Source organism: Aeromonas sp. AE23HZ002T15, from assembly GCF_054165525.2.
Window position 1 is genome coordinate 3277353 of the sequence record NZ_CM201342.1, and the last position, 17092, is coordinate 3294444.

The 17092-nt window shown below is 62.5% G+C and carries 15 protein-coding genes; 12 read left to right on the forward strand and 3 right to left on the reverse strand.

All coding sequences use genetic code 11. From position 1 onward, the window contains the following. Positions 1-13: 13 nt before the first annotated feature. The 3 genes from ACT5M9_RS15370 to barA all read right to left on the reverse strand — a co-directional run bounded on the left by ACT5M9_RS15370 (position 14) and on the right by barA (position 4192). Positions 14-880: an N-acetylmuramoyl-L-alanine amidase gene (locus ACT5M9_RS15370; RefSeq protein ID WP_457982346.1), complete on the reverse strand. Its 867-nt coding sequence runs from the start codon at positions 878-880 to the stop codon at positions 14-16. Between the two features lie 20 nt (positions 881-900). Next, the gene (locus ACT5M9_RS15375; protein WP_438549211.1) at positions 901-1380 is read right to left on the reverse strand and encodes a YehS family protein; all 480 of its coding nucleotides are present in this window, start codon (positions 1378-1380) and stop codon (positions 901-903) included. A 64-nt stretch (positions 1381-1444) separates the two neighbouring features. Beyond that, positions 1445-4192, reverse strand: a complete 2748-nt coding sequence (gene barA, locus ACT5M9_RS15380; RefSeq protein WP_438549210.1) for a two-component sensor histidine kinase BarA — start codon at positions 4190-4192, stop codon at positions 1445-1447. Between the two features lie 229 nt (positions 4193-4421). Between barA and rlmD the strand changes: the two genes are divergently transcribed. From rlmD to ACT5M9_RS15440, 12 genes are all read left to right on the forward strand, one after another. Continuing rightward, positions 4422-5744: a 23S rRNA (uracil(1939)-C(5))-methyltransferase RlmD gene (gene rlmD / locus ACT5M9_RS15385; protein WP_457982347.1), complete on the forward strand. Its 1323-nt coding sequence runs from the start codon at positions 4422-4424 to the stop codon at positions 5742-5744. A 305-nt stretch (positions 5745-6049) separates the two neighbouring features. After that, on the forward strand, positions 6050-8260 hold the full coding sequence (gene relA, locus ACT5M9_RS15390; RefSeq protein WP_457982348.1) for a GTP diphosphokinase: 2211 nt from the start codon (positions 6050-6052) through the stop codon (positions 8258-8260). Positions 8261-8436: 176 nt separating this feature from the next. After that, positions 8437-9234 (forward strand): nucleoside triphosphate pyrophosphohydrolase, encoded by a 798-nt coding sequence (gene mazG / locus ACT5M9_RS15395; protein WP_457982349.1) that lies wholly within the window; start codon positions 8437-8439, stop codon positions 9232-9234. Positions 9235-9375: 141 nt separating this feature from the next. Continuing rightward, complete coding sequence (gene pyrG, locus ACT5M9_RS15400; RefSeq protein WP_438549206.1) at positions 9376-11013, forward strand: glutamine hydrolyzing CTP synthase; 1638 nt, start codon at positions 9376-9378, stop codon at positions 11011-11013. Between the two features lie 89 nt (positions 11014-11102). After that, positions 11103-12404, forward strand: a complete 1302-nt coding sequence (eno, locus tag ACT5M9_RS15405; RefSeq protein WP_457982350.1) for a phosphopyruvate hydratase — start codon at positions 11103-11105, stop codon at positions 12402-12404. A gap of 187 nt (positions 12405-12591) precedes the next feature. Beyond that, positions 12592-12909 carry a cell division protein FtsB gene (gene ftsB, locus ACT5M9_RS15410; RefSeq protein WP_457982351.1) on the forward strand — a complete coding sequence of 106 codons (318 nt, stop codon included), beginning with the start codon at positions 12592-12594 and terminating at the stop codon, positions 12907-12909. Continuing rightward, complete coding sequence (gene ispD / locus ACT5M9_RS15415) at positions 12902-13588, forward strand: 2-C-methyl-D-erythritol 4-phosphate cytidylyltransferase (protein WP_457982353.1); 687 nt, start codon at positions 12902-12904, stop codon at positions 13586-13588. The genes ftsB and ispD overlap by 8 nt, the downstream gene beginning before the upstream one ends. 37 nt (positions 13589-13625) lie before the next feature. Beyond that, positions 13626-14102, forward strand: a complete 477-nt coding sequence (gene ispF / locus ACT5M9_RS15420; protein ID WP_438549202.1) for a 2-C-methyl-D-erythritol 2,4-cyclodiphosphate synthase — start codon at positions 13626-13628, stop codon at positions 14100-14102. Next, positions 14102-15160 (forward strand): tRNA pseudouridine(13) synthase TruD, encoded by a 1059-nt coding sequence (truD, locus tag ACT5M9_RS15425; RefSeq protein WP_457982354.1) that lies wholly within the window; start codon positions 14102-14104, stop codon positions 15158-15160. Before ispF ends, truD begins: the two co-directional genes overlap by 1 nt. Continuing rightward, the gene (gene surE / locus ACT5M9_RS15430) at positions 15141-15887 is read left to right on the forward strand and encodes a 5'/3'-nucleotidase SurE (protein WP_457982356.1); all 747 of its coding nucleotides are present in this window, start codon (positions 15141-15143) and stop codon (positions 15885-15887) included. Before truD ends, surE begins: the two co-directional genes overlap by 20 nt. A gap of 4 nt (positions 15888-15891) precedes the next feature. Continuing rightward, a complete protein-coding gene (locus ACT5M9_RS15435) occupies positions 15892-16509 on the forward strand; it encodes a protein-L-isoaspartate(D-aspartate) O-methyltransferase (protein ID WP_438549200.1) in 618 nt (205 codons plus the stop codon). After that, positions 16506-17087, forward strand: a complete 582-nt coding sequence (locus ACT5M9_RS15440; RefSeq protein ID WP_438549199.1) for a YqaA family protein — start codon at positions 16506-16508, stop codon at positions 17085-17087. Before ACT5M9_RS15435 ends, ACT5M9_RS15440 begins: the two co-directional genes overlap by 4 nt. Positions 17088-17092 lie beyond the last annotated feature (5 nt).

The following is a 17092-nucleotide window of genomic DNA, read 5'->3' on the forward strand; positions in this document are numbered from 1 at the left end:
TGGTGCTTGGGGTCTATTCGGGATAATACCGCTCCAGCAGGGCCATCAGGATGGCCTGAGATTCCTCATCCGGTTCGCCGGTGACTAGGCCGGGACGGAAGTGCAGCTGGAAGGCGCGCAGCACGGCCCGGCTCTGCTCATCCCAGTCACCGCTTGGGGTGATGCCATAGCCGTAGCGGGCGAGCTGTTGCTGCCACAGGAGAGCATCCCAGACGGGGAGCGACTGGCGCAGGGCCGCGACCCTGGCCTCGTCGGGCCAGGCGCCGACCCCGTAGTCCAGGGCAAGCTCGCGCCAGGGGAAGAGGGGGCCGGGATCCTGCTTGCGCTCGGGGGCTATGTCGCTGTGGGCCAGCACCTGAGTCGGGGGTATGTCGTAACGCCGGACCAGATCCCGAGCCAGGGCACCGATGGCGGCGATCTGGGCCCGGGTGAAGGGCTGCCAGTGACGCAGGTGGGTGGGGAGTTCGGCTTCTTGCTCGTCGTACCCCAGATTCACTATCTCTATGCCCAGCGAGCTGGCGTTGAGTCCGGCGTACTGGTGCCAGCGGCTGCGGCCGGCATGCCAGGCGCGCTGGCTGTCCGGCACCAGCTGGTAGACCGGCAGCGGGTGCTGGTCGGTATCGCGCGGCACCAGATAGTGGGCACTCACCTTGTATCGGGGCTCGGTCAGCAGGCGCAGGGAGTGGGCATCGTCCTCGTCCGTGTAGTGCAGGATCAGGAAGGCGATGCGCCCGTTTTGACTGGCGCTGACATGGCGGGTATCGAGGCGATAGGGGGCGGGCTGACAGGCGGTCAGCAGCAGAAGTAACAGGCAGAGCGACCAGCGCAGCTCACCGGCCATCCTGATGAGGGCAGAGGGTGAGCGGGGGCGCTGGTCCATGGCTCAGGCGTGGCTTAATGTCAAGCGCGATGCTTGGCGGTGAGGCCGATCAGGAAGTTGCGCAGGATCTGATCCCCGCAGTCCTGGTAGTGCTTGTGATCCCGGGCGCGGAACAGGGCGCTCAGCTCGGACTTGGAGAGGTTGAAGTTCGCGAGCTTGAGGGTGCCCAGCATGTCCTCTTCCTTGTAGTTCAGGCCGATGCGCAGCTTGCGCAGGATCAGGTTGTTGTTGATCCGGTTCGGGATCACCTGGGGCGGAGCATCCTCACGCACACCACGCCGGATGGCGATGAAGCCGTCGAGGAACTGGCTCAGCGCCGCATCCGGACAGGCCACGAAGCCCGGATCTTGCGCTTCCCCCTCCGCCGCCTCTTTCAGCAACCAGCCGTGCAGCTGGGCATGGGTGACGGTCAGGTTGCCCTTGGCAAACATCTCGACCATCTGATCGTTGCTGATGGTGAGGGCGTAGCGCAGACGGCGCAGAATATCGTTGTTGGTCATGCTGACTCCTGTAAAAAACGGCGCAACTCTACCATTTACCGGACTGTGCGTCAGAAAAAGCGCGTCAGCCACTCGTTTCGAGATAGCGGGGCGCCTCCTGGCGCACCTGCTCCAGCGCATCCTGCAGCTCCAGCAACTCGGGCTCCAGCTCGCTCACCGGCACGCCATCCCGCAGCTGTTGCTCCAGCTGGGAGAGCAGGCGTTGCAGTCCTGGGACCCCCGAGTAGGCACAGCCACCGTTGAGACGGTGGAGCTGGGCCAGCACCTCGGCATCGTCGGCCTCTCCCGCCAGCGCGGACTCCAGCAGGGGCTCCACCTCCTCGAAGCTGGCCAGCAGCATGGTCAGCATCTCCTGGGCCAGCTCCGTCTTGCCGGCGGCCTGGCGCACGGCGAGGGACCAGTCTATCTGCCCATCCCCGTGATTCTGGTGGCGGCGATGAGCGAAGTCGGTGATGAGCTGCAGCAGCATGCTCTCGTCGATGGGTTTGGCCAGATAGTCGTCCATGCCCTGGCGGATCAGCCGCTCCCGTTCCCCCGGTATGGCGTGGGCGGTGACCGCGACGATCGGGGTTTCCATGTTGAGGGAGTGGCGACGAATGGCCTGGGTCGCGCTGATGCCATCCATGATGGGCATCTGTATGTCCATGAAGATGATGTCGAACGGCTGGCTCTGGGCCAGGCTGACCGCCTCCTTGCCGTTCTTGCACACCACCACCTGGCTCACCATCTCCTTGAGCATGGCGGCGATGAGCTTGAGGTTAGCGGCGTTGTCGTCCACCGCCAGCACCTTGATCGCCTGCACCTTGATCTCCGGCTCGGGGGCAACCGAGGGGGCGGGCAGCTGGGCGCTTCTGGCCGTCTCGGGGGTGAGCAGGGCGTGCAGCAGCTTGCGGTGGTTGATGGGTTTGGAGAGGCAGTGCTGGGCGCCGTGGGCCTGCATGGCGTCATACAGGGCGGGCTCGTGGCTGCTCAGCACCACTATGGTGTTCTGGGCTCCGTCGAGGCCATCGAGGCGGGCGATCACCTGCTGGGGGGGGTGCTGGGTGCTGCTGCCGATGATCACCAGATCCTGACTGCTCATCTCGGGCCAGTCGTCGTCCATGCCGAGGGAGTGCACGTCCAGCTGCCATTCGGCCAGCAGGGCATGCAACGAGGCGTGGGCGAAGGGATCCGGCTCCAGCAGCCAGACCCGCTTGCCCTGGATGCGATCCAGCGGCAGCCGCTCGGTCTGGGGCAGGGGAGAGATGTCCAGTTCCAGGTTGAAGGAGAAGATGGAGCCCTTGCCTAGCTCGGACTCGAAACGGATCTGCCCCCCCATCTGCTGCACCAGCTTCTGGGTGATGACGAGGCCGAGGCCGGTGCCACCATAGCGGCGGGAGATGGACGAATCGGCCTGGTTGAACGCTTGGAACAGCTGGCGCTGCTGCTCCTCCGAGATGCCGATGCCGGTGTCGTGGATCAGCACCCTGAGCCGCACCTTCTTACCGCCATGGTGGCCAGCACCGGTGTCGAGCTGCTCGATGCGCACGTCCACGTTGCCGCGTTCGGTGAACTTGATGGCATTGCCGGTGAGGTTGGTCAGCACCTGCTGCAGGCGCATGGGGTCGCCGGTGAGGTAGTCCGGCACCTCGGCATCCACCTGCAAGGAGAGCTCCAGCTGCTTGTCGTGGGCACTCGGGCCCAGCAGGTGCATGGTCTCGTTCAGGGTGTCCCGCAGGCTGAAGGGGATGTGCTCGAGCTGCAGCTTGCCCGCCTCCAGCTTGGAGAAGTCGAGGATGTCGTTGATGATGCCGAGCAGGTTGCGAGCCGACTTCTCGATGGTCTGCATGTAGTCGGTCTGGCTCGGGGTCAGGCTGGTCTTGAGCAGCTGGCGGGTGAAGCCGATGACGCCGTTCAAGGGGGTTCGCAACTCGTGGGACATGTTGGCCAGGAACTCGGACTTGACCCGTGCCGCCTCCTGGGCCCGTTTCTTCGCCATATCGAGCTCGACGTTCTGGATCTCTATCTGTTCGAGCGTCTCCCGCAGATCCGAGGTGGCCTGATCGATGTTCTGCTGCATCTCCTCGTGATATTCGGAGAGCGCCTTGGCCATGGCGTTGATGCCGTTCTTCAGCATGTCCAGCTCACCGGTGAGCTGGCCGCTGACCCGGGTGTCGAGCCGCCCCTCCCTGATCCGGTGCACCGCCTGCACCATATCGGTGATGGGCTGGGTCACGCTCTTCACCAATCGGAAGCCGAACAGGGTGCTGATGGCCAGGCCGATGAGCACCATGACCACGGCGAAGAAGGCGTCTCTGTATTGCAGGACTATGGCCCTGTCGGTGGCGAGCTGCATGGAGATGTAGCCGATCACCGGCGGCTCCAGATCGCTCGGCAGCGGGAAGCCGTCCAGGCTGGTCTCGGCCTGGATGGGGGTGCGCAATATGATGTCATCGCCGTTGAAGGAGACGCTGGTGAGCTCGGGGACGGCGCTGCCATCGGGCAGGCGTAGCTGGCCGAAGTCCCTGTGATAGTTGGAGGTGACGAACAGCTGGTTGTCCTGGGTGAAGACGGCGATGGACTTGATGAAGGGGGAATTCTTGCGATGGGTGAGCCCGATCAGCCGCTTGAGGGACTCGCGGCTGTGTTGGGTCATGCCGTACTCACTGGCGATGGCCAGGGGTTCTATGATGTTGATGCCCTGATCGATCAGGCTGCTTTCCAGTTGCTGATAGCGGTGGAAGGTGAAGTAACCGGCTATCAGGCCGCCGATGATGAGGGTGGGCAATATGGTGAAGGCCAGTACCCTGGCTCTGAGGCCATATCTGGTCATGCTGATACCCCGTTGGGGATGAGGGCGGATACGAGGGTCATTGCCGCATGGGCGTGAGGGCCATATCTGGTCATGCTGATCAACCGCCGACGAAGAAGACTGACATTAGGGTAAGGTCATGGCAGCACGGGCCCCGAGGCCGCATTTGGTCATACTATTATTCTTGTGGGACAATGGCCCGCTGCAGACCCCACAATCATGACATAGCCACCTATAGGCACCAAGTTTTATGGCCCAGTTTTTCAAGCCCCAAAAGAAATCCACCCAGCCCCAACGTATTGAATTTACGGTAGACAGTCTGGACCACCACTGTGTTGGCGTAGGCCGTCATCAGGGCAAGGCGATCTTCGTCGAAGGGGCGCTGCCCGGTGAGCGGGTCAAGGTTCGCATCCTGGATGACAAGAAGCAGTACGCCCACGGTGTCCTGCAGCAGATAGTGACTCCGGCGGCCAATCGCATCGCCTCCTTCTGCCCCCATTATCGCGAATGTGGCGGCTGCAGCGCCCAGCACCTGTCCGAGGCGGATCAGCAAGGGGCCAAGGAGGCCGGGCTGGTCAGCCTGTTCGAGCGTCTCGGCAACATCCAGGCGCCGCCCCTCGAGCCCGTCCTCAAGGGGGAGTCCCGCAGCTACCGCCGGGTCTGCCGCCTGGCCATCAAGTTTGACAAGAACGGCCGTTGCACCCGGGTCGGTTTCCGTCGCCGCCAATCCAATGACCTGGTGGAAATCCAGGGCTGCCCCGTGCTGGCCGAGCCGCTCTCCGACCTCATCAATCCGCTGCGGGACTGCCTCAATCGCCTCAAGAGCCAGCGCGAGCTGGGCCATGCTGAGTTCATCCAGGCCGAACAGGGGATCATGATGCTGCTGCGCCACACCGGCCGGCCGAACGAAACCGACAGGGCCATGCTGATCGAGTTCGCGCAAGCGCAGGGGATCGATCTCTACCTGCAGGCGTCGGACGAGCAGATAGAACCCCTGCGTCAGCAATTCCAGCCGAGCTATTCCCTCGATGGCCTGTCTCTTGCATTTGCCCCCGGGGATTTCATCCAGGTCAACGGCCCCATCAACCAGAGCATGGTGAACCAGGCCCTGGCCTGGCTCGACGCCACCCGGGATGACAAGGTGCTGGATCTGTTCTGCGGCATCGGCAACTTCACCCTGCCCCTAGCCCGTCAGGCCCGGGAAGTGGTGGGGGTCGAGGGGGATCTGGCCATGGTGGAACGGGCCCAGGAGAACGCCCGTCGCAACGGCATCGACAACGCCCGCTTCTACAAGGCGGACCTCAGCGGTGACATCGTGGGCATGTCCTGGGCACGGGAGGGTTTCGACCTGGTGCTGCTGGATCCGGCTCGCCCCGGCGCCCTGGAGGTGATGGGCCATGTGGCGGCACTTTCCCCGAAACGGGTGGTCTATGTCTCCTGTAACCCCGTCACCCTGGCCCGCGACAGCCAGGTGCTGGTGAAACAGGGTTATCGACTGACTCGCCTGGGAATGTTGGACATGTTCCCCCACACTGGCCATCTGGAGTCCATGGCGCTGTTCGAACGGAAGTAACCGAAAGGTTCCCATATAGCGGCCATCTGGAGTTCATGGCGCTGTTTGAGCTGAGCTGAGCTGAATGGCCGATGCCGGGAAGGGGAGATGGGGATTTATCTCCCTTTTCCTGAATGCCTGGTGCTGTGTGAGCGGGGGGATTAGGGTAATCTAGAGCGTCGAAAATTGGCCTGATAGGTGGGAGGCTCCTGTTGCCCTGATGGGTGATATGCCTTGAAAAGTCGACCATTTATCCCCATTTGAGGCAATCGTCAGCTGATGAGGGGCAAACGGCTTTTGGCCCCACACTTTTAAGGATTGATACCATGGTTGCGGTACGCGATATTCATTTGAAGGACAACTTCACCCTCGAAGAGTGGGTCAGTTCACTCGGGTTGAGTGAAAGCGACAAGAATCAGCTGCGAACCGTCTACCAGTTTTGCCTGACCCTCGGCGACGAGGGGCTCACCAACCGATTGCTGGTGCGCGGCGTCGAGATGGTGGGCATTCTGCTGATGCTCAGCATGGATCTCGCCACCCTCAAGGCCGCCATCCTCTATCCCTTCGTCGAAGCCGGTCTCATCAAGCAGGAGAAGGTGGAGGAGGACTTCGGCCCCAAGATCGCCAAGCTGGTGGAGGGGGTGCTGGAGATGGAAGCCATCCGCTCCCTGCAGACCCTGCACCGCAGCGAGACCTCGCCGGAACAGGTGGACAACGTCCGCCGCATGCTGCTCGCCATGGTCGAGGACGTGCGCGCCGTGGTGATCAAGCTGGCGGAGCGGATCGCCTGCCTGCGGGAGGCCAAGAAGGCGGATGAGGAGACCCGGGTGCTGATGGCCCAGGAGATCACCAACATCTACGCCCCGCTGGCGAACCGCCTCGGCATCGGTCAGCTCAAGTGGGAGCTCGAAGATCTCGCCTTCCGTTACCTGCACCCGGACACCTACAAGCAGATCGCCAAGCAGCTCGACGAGAAGCGCCTCGATCGGGAGCGCTACATCCGCGAGTTCGTGCAGTCCCTGCGGGATGCGCTGGCGGAGGCCGGGGTCGAGGCCGAGGTCTATGGTAGGCCGAAACACATCTACAGCATCTGGCGCAAGATGCAGAAGAAGCATCTCGAATTCAACGAGCTGTTCGATGTGCGCGCGGTGCGGGTGGTGACCAAGCGGCTGCAGGATTGCTACGCCGCCCTCGGCATAGTGCACACCCATTTCCACCACATTCCCCGCGAATTCGACGACTATGTCGCCAACCCCAAGCCCAACGGCTACCAGTCCATCCATACCGTGGTGGTGGGGGAAGAGGGCAAGACGGTGGAGATCCAGATCCGCACCGAGCAGATGCATCAGGATGCGGAGCTCGGCGTCGCCGCCCACTGGCGCTACAAGGAGGGGGCCCAGGCCGCCGCCAAGACCAGCAATTTCGAGGACAAGATCGAGTGGCTGCGCAAGCTCCTCGCCTGGCAGGAGGATCTGTCGGAGAGCGGCTCCCTGCTGGACGATCTGCGCAGTCAGGTGTTCGAGGACAGGGTCTATGTCTTCACCCCCAAGGGGGATGTGATCGATCTGCCTGCCGGTGCCACCCCGCTCGACTTCGCCTATCACGTCCACAGCATGATTGGCCACCGCTGCATCGGCACCAAGATAGACGGCCGCATCGTCCCCTTCACCTACACCCTGCAGACCGGTGACCAGGTGGAGGTGATCACCCAGAAGGAGCCGAACCCGAGTCGTGACTGGATGAACCCGAACGCCGGCTTCCTGCGCTCCAGCCGGGCGCGGGCCAAGGTGGCGACCTGGTTCAGGAAGCTGGATCGGGACAAGAACATCGCCGCCGGCAAGGAGCTGCTGGAGAAGGAGCTGGACAGGCACAACCTCACCCTCTCCAAGGTGGACAAGGTGGTGCTGGAGCGCTTCCATGCGGAGGAGCTCGAGGATCTGCTGGCGGGCATCGGCAGCGGCGACATCCGCATCAACCAGCTGCTCAACTACCTGGACACCCGCTACAACAAGCCGACGGCGGAGGAAGAGGATCGCCGCCTGCTGGAGAAGCTGGAGCAGAAGGCCAACGTGCCGTTCCGCCCCAAGCCCAAGGATCACATCGTAGTGGAAGGGGTCGGCAACCTGATGACCCACATCGCCCGCTGCTGCCAGCCCATTCCGGGGGACAGCATCCAGGGCTTCATCACCATGGGTCGCGGCGTCTCCATCCACAGGGATGACTGCGAACAGTTGAAAGAGCTGACCCGCCGCAACCCGGAGCGCCTCATCGATGCGGTCTGGGGGGAGAACTACTCGGGCGGCTACGGCCTCACCATCCGCATCCTCTCCAATGACAGATCAGGCCTGCTGCGTGACATCACGACCGTGCTCGCCAACGAGAAGATCAACGTCATGGGTGTGCGCTCGCGCTCCAACGTGCGCGAGCAGACCGCCGAGATCGACATGGAGCTGGAGATCTACAACATCAACGCCTTCAACCGGGCGCTCGCCAAGCTCAGCCAGCTCAACGACGTGATCAGCGCCAAGCGCCTGTGATATCGACCGACCGGCCCCTGTGGCCGGTTGTTTTTGATGACCCTTTTCAACGAATCGAAAGTGAAGATCCCATGACCCAGCGCTACGACCTGCCTCAATTGCTCGACATGAGATTGACCGGCTGCGTGGCCTGATGTTGAGTCATCCCCATTTAACGAATCGAAAGTGAAGATCCAATGCCCCAACGTTACGACCTGTCCCAACTGCTCGACATCATGGCCCGCCTGCGGGATCCGCAAGGGGGCTGCCCCTGGGATCTCAAGCAGAGCTTCCAGACCATAGTGCCTCACACCCTGGAGGAGGCCTACGAGGTGGCCGATGCCATCGAGACCCAGGATTGGGAAGGGTTGAAGGGGGAGCTCGGCGATCTGCTGTTTCAGGTGGTGTTCTACGCCCAGCTCGGCAAGGAGCAGGGGCTGTTCGATTTCGCGGACATCGTCGACACCGTGAGCGAGAAGCTCATCCGCCGCCATCCCCATGTCTTCTCCGACGCAGATCTGGGCGACGAGCAGGCGGTCAAGGTGAACTGGGAGGCCGAGAAGGCCAGGGAGCGGGCGGCGCTGGACAAAGAGAGCGTGCTGGACGATATCCCGCTGGCGCTGCCGGCCCTGACCCGGGCCGCCAAGATCCAGAAGCGCTGCGCCACCGTCGGTTTCGACTGGAAGACCCTCGGCCCCGTGGTGGACAAGATCCACGAGGAGATCGACGAGGTGATGGAAGAGGCGCTGATGGTCGATGTGGACGAGGGGCGGGTGAGCGACGAGCTCGGCGACCTGCTGTTTGCCACCGTCAACCTGGTGCGCCATCTGGGCAAGGATCCCGAGCAGGTGCTGCGGGCCGCCAACGCCAAGTTCGAGCGTCGTTTTCGACAGGTTGAGCAGTTTATTGCCGCTGAAGGGCTGAAAATGACCGATTGCACCCTGGAGAAGCTGGACGCTGCCTGGGACAGGGCCAAAGAAACCGAACAAAGTTGATTTGGCGCAAGACGGGGGGCCGGGGAGCCTGATAGATTTTTGTTCATTGTTTGGGAGAGGGGGTTTTGGTATACTGTTTCCCCGTCCTGCTTCATCCCCGAAGCACCCCTTAAAATTCCCTAAACTTCTTTCAGGTTCAGCATGACGACCAAATATATTTTTGTGACTGGTGGCGTTGTTTCATCCCTCGGCAAAGGCATTGCCGCAGCTTCTCTGGCAGCCATTCTGGAAGCCCGTGGTCTGGATGTGACCATCATGAAACTGGACCCCTATATCAACGTGGATCCGGGCACCATGAGCCCGACCCAGCATGGTGAAGTGTTCGTAACCGAGGACGGAGCCGAGACCGATCTGGATCTGGGTCACTACGAGCGTTTCATCCGCACCAAGATGACCCGCCGCAACAACTTCACCACCGGCCGCATCTACGCCGACGTGCTGCGTAAAGAGCGTCGTGGTGACTACCTGGGTGCCACCATCCAGGTGATCCCGCACATCACCAACGCCATCAAGGAGCGGGTGATTGCCGGTGCCGAAGGCCACCAGGTTGCCATCGTCGAAGTGGGCGGTACCGTGGGCGACATCGAGTCCCTGCCGTTCCTCGAGGCCATCCGTCAGCTGGCGGCCGAAGTGGGTCGCAACAACGCCATGTTCATGCACCTGACTCTGGTTCCCTATCTGGCTGCCGCCGGCGAGGTGAAGACCAAGCCGACCCAGCACTCCGTGAAGGAGCTGCTCTCCATCGGGATCCAGCCGGATGTGCTGATCTGCCGCTCCGATCGCGCCATTCCGGCCAACGAGCGCGCCAAGATCGCCCTGTTCTGCAACGTGCCGGAGCGCGCCGTCATCTCCATGAAGGACGTGGACTCCATCTACAAGATCCCGGCCCTGCTGAAGTCCCAGAACCTGGACTCCTACTTCACCGAGCGCTTCGGTCTGGAGTGCAAGGAAGCCGATCTCTCCGAGTGGGAGCAGGTGGTCTTCGAAGAGGCCAACCCGACCGCGGAAGTGACCATCGGCATGGTGGGCAAGTATGTCTCCCTGCCGGATGCCTACAAGTCCGTCAACGAGGCCCTGAAGCACGGCGGTCTCAAGACCCGTCTCTCCGTCAGCATCAAGTACATCGACTCCCAGGACATCGAGACCCGTGGCTCCGAGCTGCTGGAAGGCCTGGACGCCATCCTGGTGCCGGGTGGCTTCGGCGAGCGCGGCGTGGAAGGCAAGATCCTGGCCGCCCAGTATGCCCGTGAGAACAAGATCCCCTACTTGGGTATCTGCCTCGGCATGCAGGTCGCCATGATCGAGTTCGCCCGCAACGTGGCCGGCATGACTGGTGCACACTCCTCCGAATTCAAGAAAGACTCTCCGTTCCCCGTGGTCGGCCTCATCACCGAGTGGGTGGATGAGGAAGGCAACGTCGAGACCCGTAGCGAGAAGTCCGATCTGGGGGGCACCATGCGTCTGGGTTCCCAGCTCTGCCACCTGGTGGAAGGCTCCAAGGTGCGTCAGATGTACGGTTCCCCGACCATTTACGAGCGTCACCGTCACCGTTATGAGGTGAACAACAAGCTGCTGCCGCAGATCGAAGCGGCCGGTTTGCAGGTGACCGGTCTCTCCGCCGACAAGAAACTGGTGGAAATTATCGAGATCCCGGATCACCCTTGGTTTGTAGCGGCGCAGTTCCACCCGGAGTTCACCTCGACTCCTCGCGATGGACACGCCCTGTTCGCCGGCTTCGTGAAGGCCGCCGGTGAGTATCAGAAGCGTAATCTGAAGTAATTGAAAATAAATGCGGTTGAGGCCCTGTGCCGCAGCCGCTTTTTTTGGCATATTTTTGTTGTTTTTTTACGAAACCTGAGGAAATACACATGTCCAAGATCGTTAAAGTGATCGGTCGTGAAATCATCGACTCCCGTGGTAACCCGACCGTTGAGGCCGAAGTTCACCTGGAAGGTGGTTTTGTTGGTATGGCAGCCGCTCCGTCTGGCGCGTCCACCGGTTCCCGCGAAGCGCTGGAACTGCGTGACGGCGACAAGAGCCGTTTCCTGGGTAAAGGCGTGCTGAAAGCCGTCGAAGCCGTCAACGGCCCGATCGCTCAGGCTCTGCTGGGCAAAGATGCCAAGGACCAGGCCACTCTGGACCAGATCATGATCGATCTGGACGGTACCGAGAACAAATCCAAGTTCGGCGCCAACGCCATCCTGGCCGTTTCTCTGGCTGCCGCCAAGGCTGCTGCCGCCTCCAAGGGCCTGCCGCTGTACGCTCACATCGCCGAGCTGAACGGTACCCCGGGCGTTTACTCCATGCCGCTGCCCATGATGAACATCATCAACGGTGGTGAGCACGCCGACAACAACGTCGACATCCAGGAGTTCATGATCCAGCCGGTTGGCGCCAAGACCCTGAAAGAAGCCATCCGCATGGGTGCCGAAGTGTTCCACAACCTGGCCAAGGTACTGAAGGCCAAGGGCTACGCCACCGCCGTGGGTGACGAAGGTGGCTTCGCGCCCAACCTGAAGTCCAACGCCGAAGCGCTGGAAGTGATCGCCGAAGCCGTTGCCGCTGCCGGTTACAAGCTGGGCACCGACATCACCCTGGCCATGGACTGCGCCGCGTCCGAGTTCTACGACGCCGAGAAGAAAGAGTACAACCTGAAGGGCGAGGGTCGTACCTTCACCTCCAACGAGTTCTCCGACTACCTGGCCGACCTGACCACCAAGTTCCCGATCGTCTCCATCGAAGATGGCCTGGACGAATCCGACTGGGAAGGCTTCGCCTACCAGACCAAGGAACTGGGCAGCAAGATCCAGATCGTGGGTGACGACCTGTTCGTAACCAACACCAAGATCCTGAAGCGCGGTATCGACAACGGCATCGCCAACTCCATCCTGATCAAGTTCAACCAGATCGGTTCCCTGACCGAGACCCTGAACGCCATCAAGATGGCCAAAGACGCTGGCTACACCGCCGTCATCTCCCACCGCTCCGGTGAGACCGAAGACGCGACCATCGCCGACCTGGCCGTGGGTACCGCTGCTGGCCAGATCAAGACCGGTTCCATGAGCCGTTCTGACCGTGTTGCCAAGTACAACCAGCTGATCCGTATCGAAGAAGCCCTGGGTGCCAAGGCTCCGTTCCGCGGTCTGAAAGAAGTGAAGAACCAGGCTTAATGCCTGACTGCACTTGAGCTGTTGAAAGCCCCGCCACTTCGGCGGGGCTTTTTTATATCCACCGCTGCCGCCCCCTTCTCGCCATTCGCCGTATTTTTTATTCCGAGCCAGCCAGTCTGGAACACAGGCTTTCTTTTGTCTTGCCTGCGAATATGGGAAACTAGGCCGCTTGAAGGAGACTCAGTGCATGCGGCTACTCACTCTAATCCTGCTCCTCCTGTTGGGAGGGCTGCAATATGACTTCTGGCTGGGGAAGAACGGCCTCTCCGACTATCGGGAGCTCTCCAACGCCATCGATCGGCAGCAGCAGGACAATCTGGTTCTCAAGGACCGCAACAACCTGATTTACCGTGAGATCGACGATTTGACCTCGGGCCTCGAGGCCATCGAGGAGCTGTCTCGCAACGATCTGGGTTACATCAAACAGGGTGAAACCTTCTACCGGATCATTCCCAAGGAAAAAGACCAGGTCACGGAACCGGACGGAGCGCCCTACGATGACTGATCTGCCTCGGGGACTGACCGCTATAGTGCCGGCCGCCGGCATCGGCAGCCGGATGGGCGCCGACTGCCCGAAGCAATACTTGCCGCTGGCAGGCAAGACCATACTCGAGCACACCCTAGGTGTTTTATTGTGCCACCCTGCGATTGAGCGGGTCATCGTCGCCGTCTCCCCCCAGGATCACTGGTTCGAACGACTGCCGGTGGCGGCGGATCCGCGCATCCTGCGGGTCGAAGGGGGGGCCGAGCGCGCCTATTCGGTGCTCAATGCCCTGCGAGTCGTCAAGACGCCCTGGGTGCTGGTGCACGACGCCGCCCGCCCCTGCCTGCGCCACGCCGATCTCGATGCCCTGATCGCCGCCGCCATGGCGTGCGATGGCGCCATCCTCGGCAGCCGGGTGCGGGACACCATGAAGCGCACCGATGCCGCCGGCAACATAGTGACGACGGTGGATCGCGAGCAGCTCTGGCATGCCCTGACGCCCCAGATGTTCCCCACCGCCCCCTTGACGCGGGCGCTGGAGGAGGGGCTGGCCCTGGGGGCCGCCATCACCGACGAGGCCTCCGCCATGGAGCGGGCGGGTTTCGCGGTGCGCATGGTGGAAGGGAGGGCCGACAACATCAAGGTGACCCGGCCCGAGGATCTCGCCCTGGCCGGGCTGTTTTTACGCCAGCAGGCATAATCCGTTTTTGCGACGAAAGTGACGTAGAGGAGCAGACATGATCCGCATTGGTCATGGTTTTGATGTACACAAGTTTGGTGGTGTCGGCCCCTGCATGCTGGGGGGGGTCGCCGTGCCCTATGAGCAGGGTCTGCTGGCCCACTCCGATGGCGACGTGGTGCTGCACGCGGTGAGCGACGCCCTGCTCGGCGCCATCGGTGCCGGCGACATCGGCCGCCACTTCCCCGATACCGCCGCCGAGTTCAAGGGGATCGACAGCCGCATCCTGCTGCGGGACGTCTATGCCCGGGTGCAGCGGGCGGGCTACGCCATCGGCAACCTGGACGTGACCATCATCGCCCAGGCTCCCAAGATGGCGCCGCATATCGAGGCCATGTGCGCCGTGCTGGCGGCGGATCTGCAATGTGAATTGAACCGGGTGAATGTCAAGGCGACCACCACGGAACAGCTTGGGTTCACGGGGCGCAAGGAAGGGATCGCCACCGAAGCCGTCGTCTTACTGGTGAAACAATGATGCTGGAACAGCTTAGCTATCTGCACGGGGCGCCGACCGCCCGCGGTATTCTCAAGGCCGAGGCTAGCGACTTCGTGGTGGTCGAGGATCTGGGCTTCGAGCCCTGCGGCGAGGGGGAACACATCTTCGTGCGGGTGCGCAAGACCGGCGAGAACACCGCCTGGGTGGCGGGCCTGCTGGCGGATGCCGCCGGGGTTGCCCGCAATGCGGTGACCTGGGCGGGCCTCAAGGATCGTCATGCTGTGACCGAGCAGTGGTTCGGCATCCACCTGCCGGGCAAGGGGGAGCCGGATCTCTCTGTCATCCAGAGTGACAGCATCCAGATCCTTCAAGCCAAGCGTCACAACAAGAAGTTGCGGGTCGGCTACCTCAAGGGCAACCACTTCCGCCTGCGCCTCACCGGGCTCGAACAACCCGAGGGGCTGGAGTCCCGCCTGCAGGCCATCGCCAGCCAGGGGGTGCCGAACTACTACGGCGAGCAGCGTTTCGGTCGGGGTGGCAACAACCTGGAGGCGGCCAAGGCGATGTTCGCCGGCAAGCGGATCAAGGATCGCAACAAGCGCTCCCTCTACCTCTCCGCCGCCCGCAGCATGTTGTTCAATGCCATCGTCAGCGCCCGCATCGAGCAGGGGCTGGCCCATCGGTTGCTGGCCGGCGACTGCGTGATGCTCAAGGGAAGCCACTCCATCTTCAGCGAAGAGACGCTGACTCCGGAGCTGGAGGCGCGTCTGGCCTCTGGTGACGTGCAGCTCACCGCCCCCCAGTGGGGCCGTGGCCGCCTGGCGAGCCAGGGCGCCGCCGCCGAGTTCGAGCAAGGGGTGTTGGCTCCCTATGGCGAGTGGTGTGAGGGGCTGGAGAAGGCCGGGCTGGATCAGGACAGGCGCCCGCTGCTGCTCAAGCCACAAGACATGGAATGGAGTCTGGAAGCCGGGGTGTTGACCCTGTCGTTCTTCCTGCCGGCCGGTGCCTTTGCCACCAGCCTGGTGCGCGAGTTAATGCAGGCCGAAGAGGCCGATCACGGTTTCAGGGATCCCACCGATGCGAATTCTGGTCAGTAATGACGATGGAGTACACGCCGAGGGCATTCGTGCCCTCAGCACGGCGCTGGCGGCCTGTGGCGAGGTCATCGTGGTGGCGCCGGATCGCAACCGCAGCGGGGCGAGTCACTCCCTGACGCTGGAAGTACCGCTGCGGGTCACCCGCATCAGCGAGACCGGGTATTATGCGGTCAAGGGCACGCCGACGGACTGCGTCCACCTGGCGGTCAACGAGTTGGTGCGCCCGGAGCCCGACATGGTGGTGGCCGGCATCAACCACGGTGCCAACCTGGGGGATGACGTCATCTACTCCGGTACAGTGGCGGCGGCGACCGAGGGACGCCACCTGGGCTTCCCGTCCCTCGCCATCTCCCTGGTGGGCAAGACCCACTTCGCCACGGCGGCCCACTATGCGGCCCAGCTGGTGCGGGGCCTGATGGTGCACCCCTTGCCGGCGGATCAGATCCTCAACGTCAACGTGCCGGACTTGCCCCTCGAGCAGGTCAAGGGGATCCGGGTGACCCGGCTCGGCAATCGCCACCGGGCCGAGTCGGTGATCCGTGCCGAGGATCCCCGTGGCCAGCCTATCTACTGGATCGGCCCGCCGGGCAGCCAGCAGGATGCAGGGGAGGGGACGGACTTTGCCGCCATCGAGCAGGGCTATGTCTCCATCACCCCGTTGACCATCGACATGACCGCCTACAGCAGTCTGGCCGGTCTGGGTGCCTGGCTGGATCTGCAGGGATGATGCTGTGATAGTTCAGCGCCTGTTAAATCAGCTGATCGCCCAGGACGTGCGGGATTTTCGCGTGCTCGCGGCGATCGCCAAGGTGCCGCGCCAGCTGTTCGTGGATGAGGCCATGGCCCACAAGGCTTGGGACAACACGGCCCTGCCCATCGGCCACGGCCAGACCATCTCGCAGCCCTACATGGTGGCGCGGATGACCGAACTGTTGATCCAGAACGATCCGGCCCATGTGCTGGAGATAGGCACCGGCTCGGGTTATCAGACCGCCGTGCTGGCCCACCTGGTGGAGCACGTCTACACGGTGGAGCGGATCAAGTCCCTGCAGTTCCAGGCCAGGCGTCGGCTGCGCCAGCTCGACCTGCACAATGTGTCGGCCAAGCACGGCAACGGCTGGCTGGGCTGGCCCAACAAGGGACCCTTCGATGCCATCCTGGTGACGGCGGCGGCGAGCGAGGTCCCCAAGGCCCTGACCGATCAGCTGGCCGACGGCGGCCGTCTGGTGCTGCCGGTGGGGGACAGCCAGCAGACGCTGCAACTCATCGAGCGTTCGGGCTCCCAGCTGACCAGCCGGATCCTGGAGCCGGTGCGTTTCGTTCCTCTTATCGACGGAGATGTTGAGTGAAGTTGTTTTCCCGCCTCTATGTGTTGGTGATGCAGTGGGCTCGCCACAAATATGCCCCCTGGTATCTCGCCATCACCGCCTTCATCGAATCCATCTTCTGGCCCATTCCGGTGGATGTGATGCTGGCTCCCATGGCGCTCGGCAAGCCCAAGCGGGCTTGGCACTACGCCGGCCTCGCAACCTTCTTCTCCGTGCTTGGGGCCCTGTTTGGCTATCTGCTTGGCTATGCCCTCTGGGATCCCGTGGTGCAGCCCCTGGTGGTCTCGGTCGGCTATGAGGACAAGATCGCCCTGGCCGAGCAATGGTTTGAGCAGTGGGGGATCTGGGTGATTTTTATTGCCAGTTTCACGCCGATCCCCTACAAGGTGTTTACCGTCACGGCGGGACTGCTCCACATGGCGCTGTTGCCCTTCATCCTGACCTCTCTGATCGGTCGCGGCATGCGCTTCTTCCTGGTGGCGGGCCTGATGCGCTGGGGCGGTGAGAAGATGGAGCGCAAGCTGATGCACTATGTGGATGTGCTGGGTTGGCTCTGTATTGGTTTGGCCGTTGCGGCCTATTTCTGGTTTAGTCGTTAAGGATC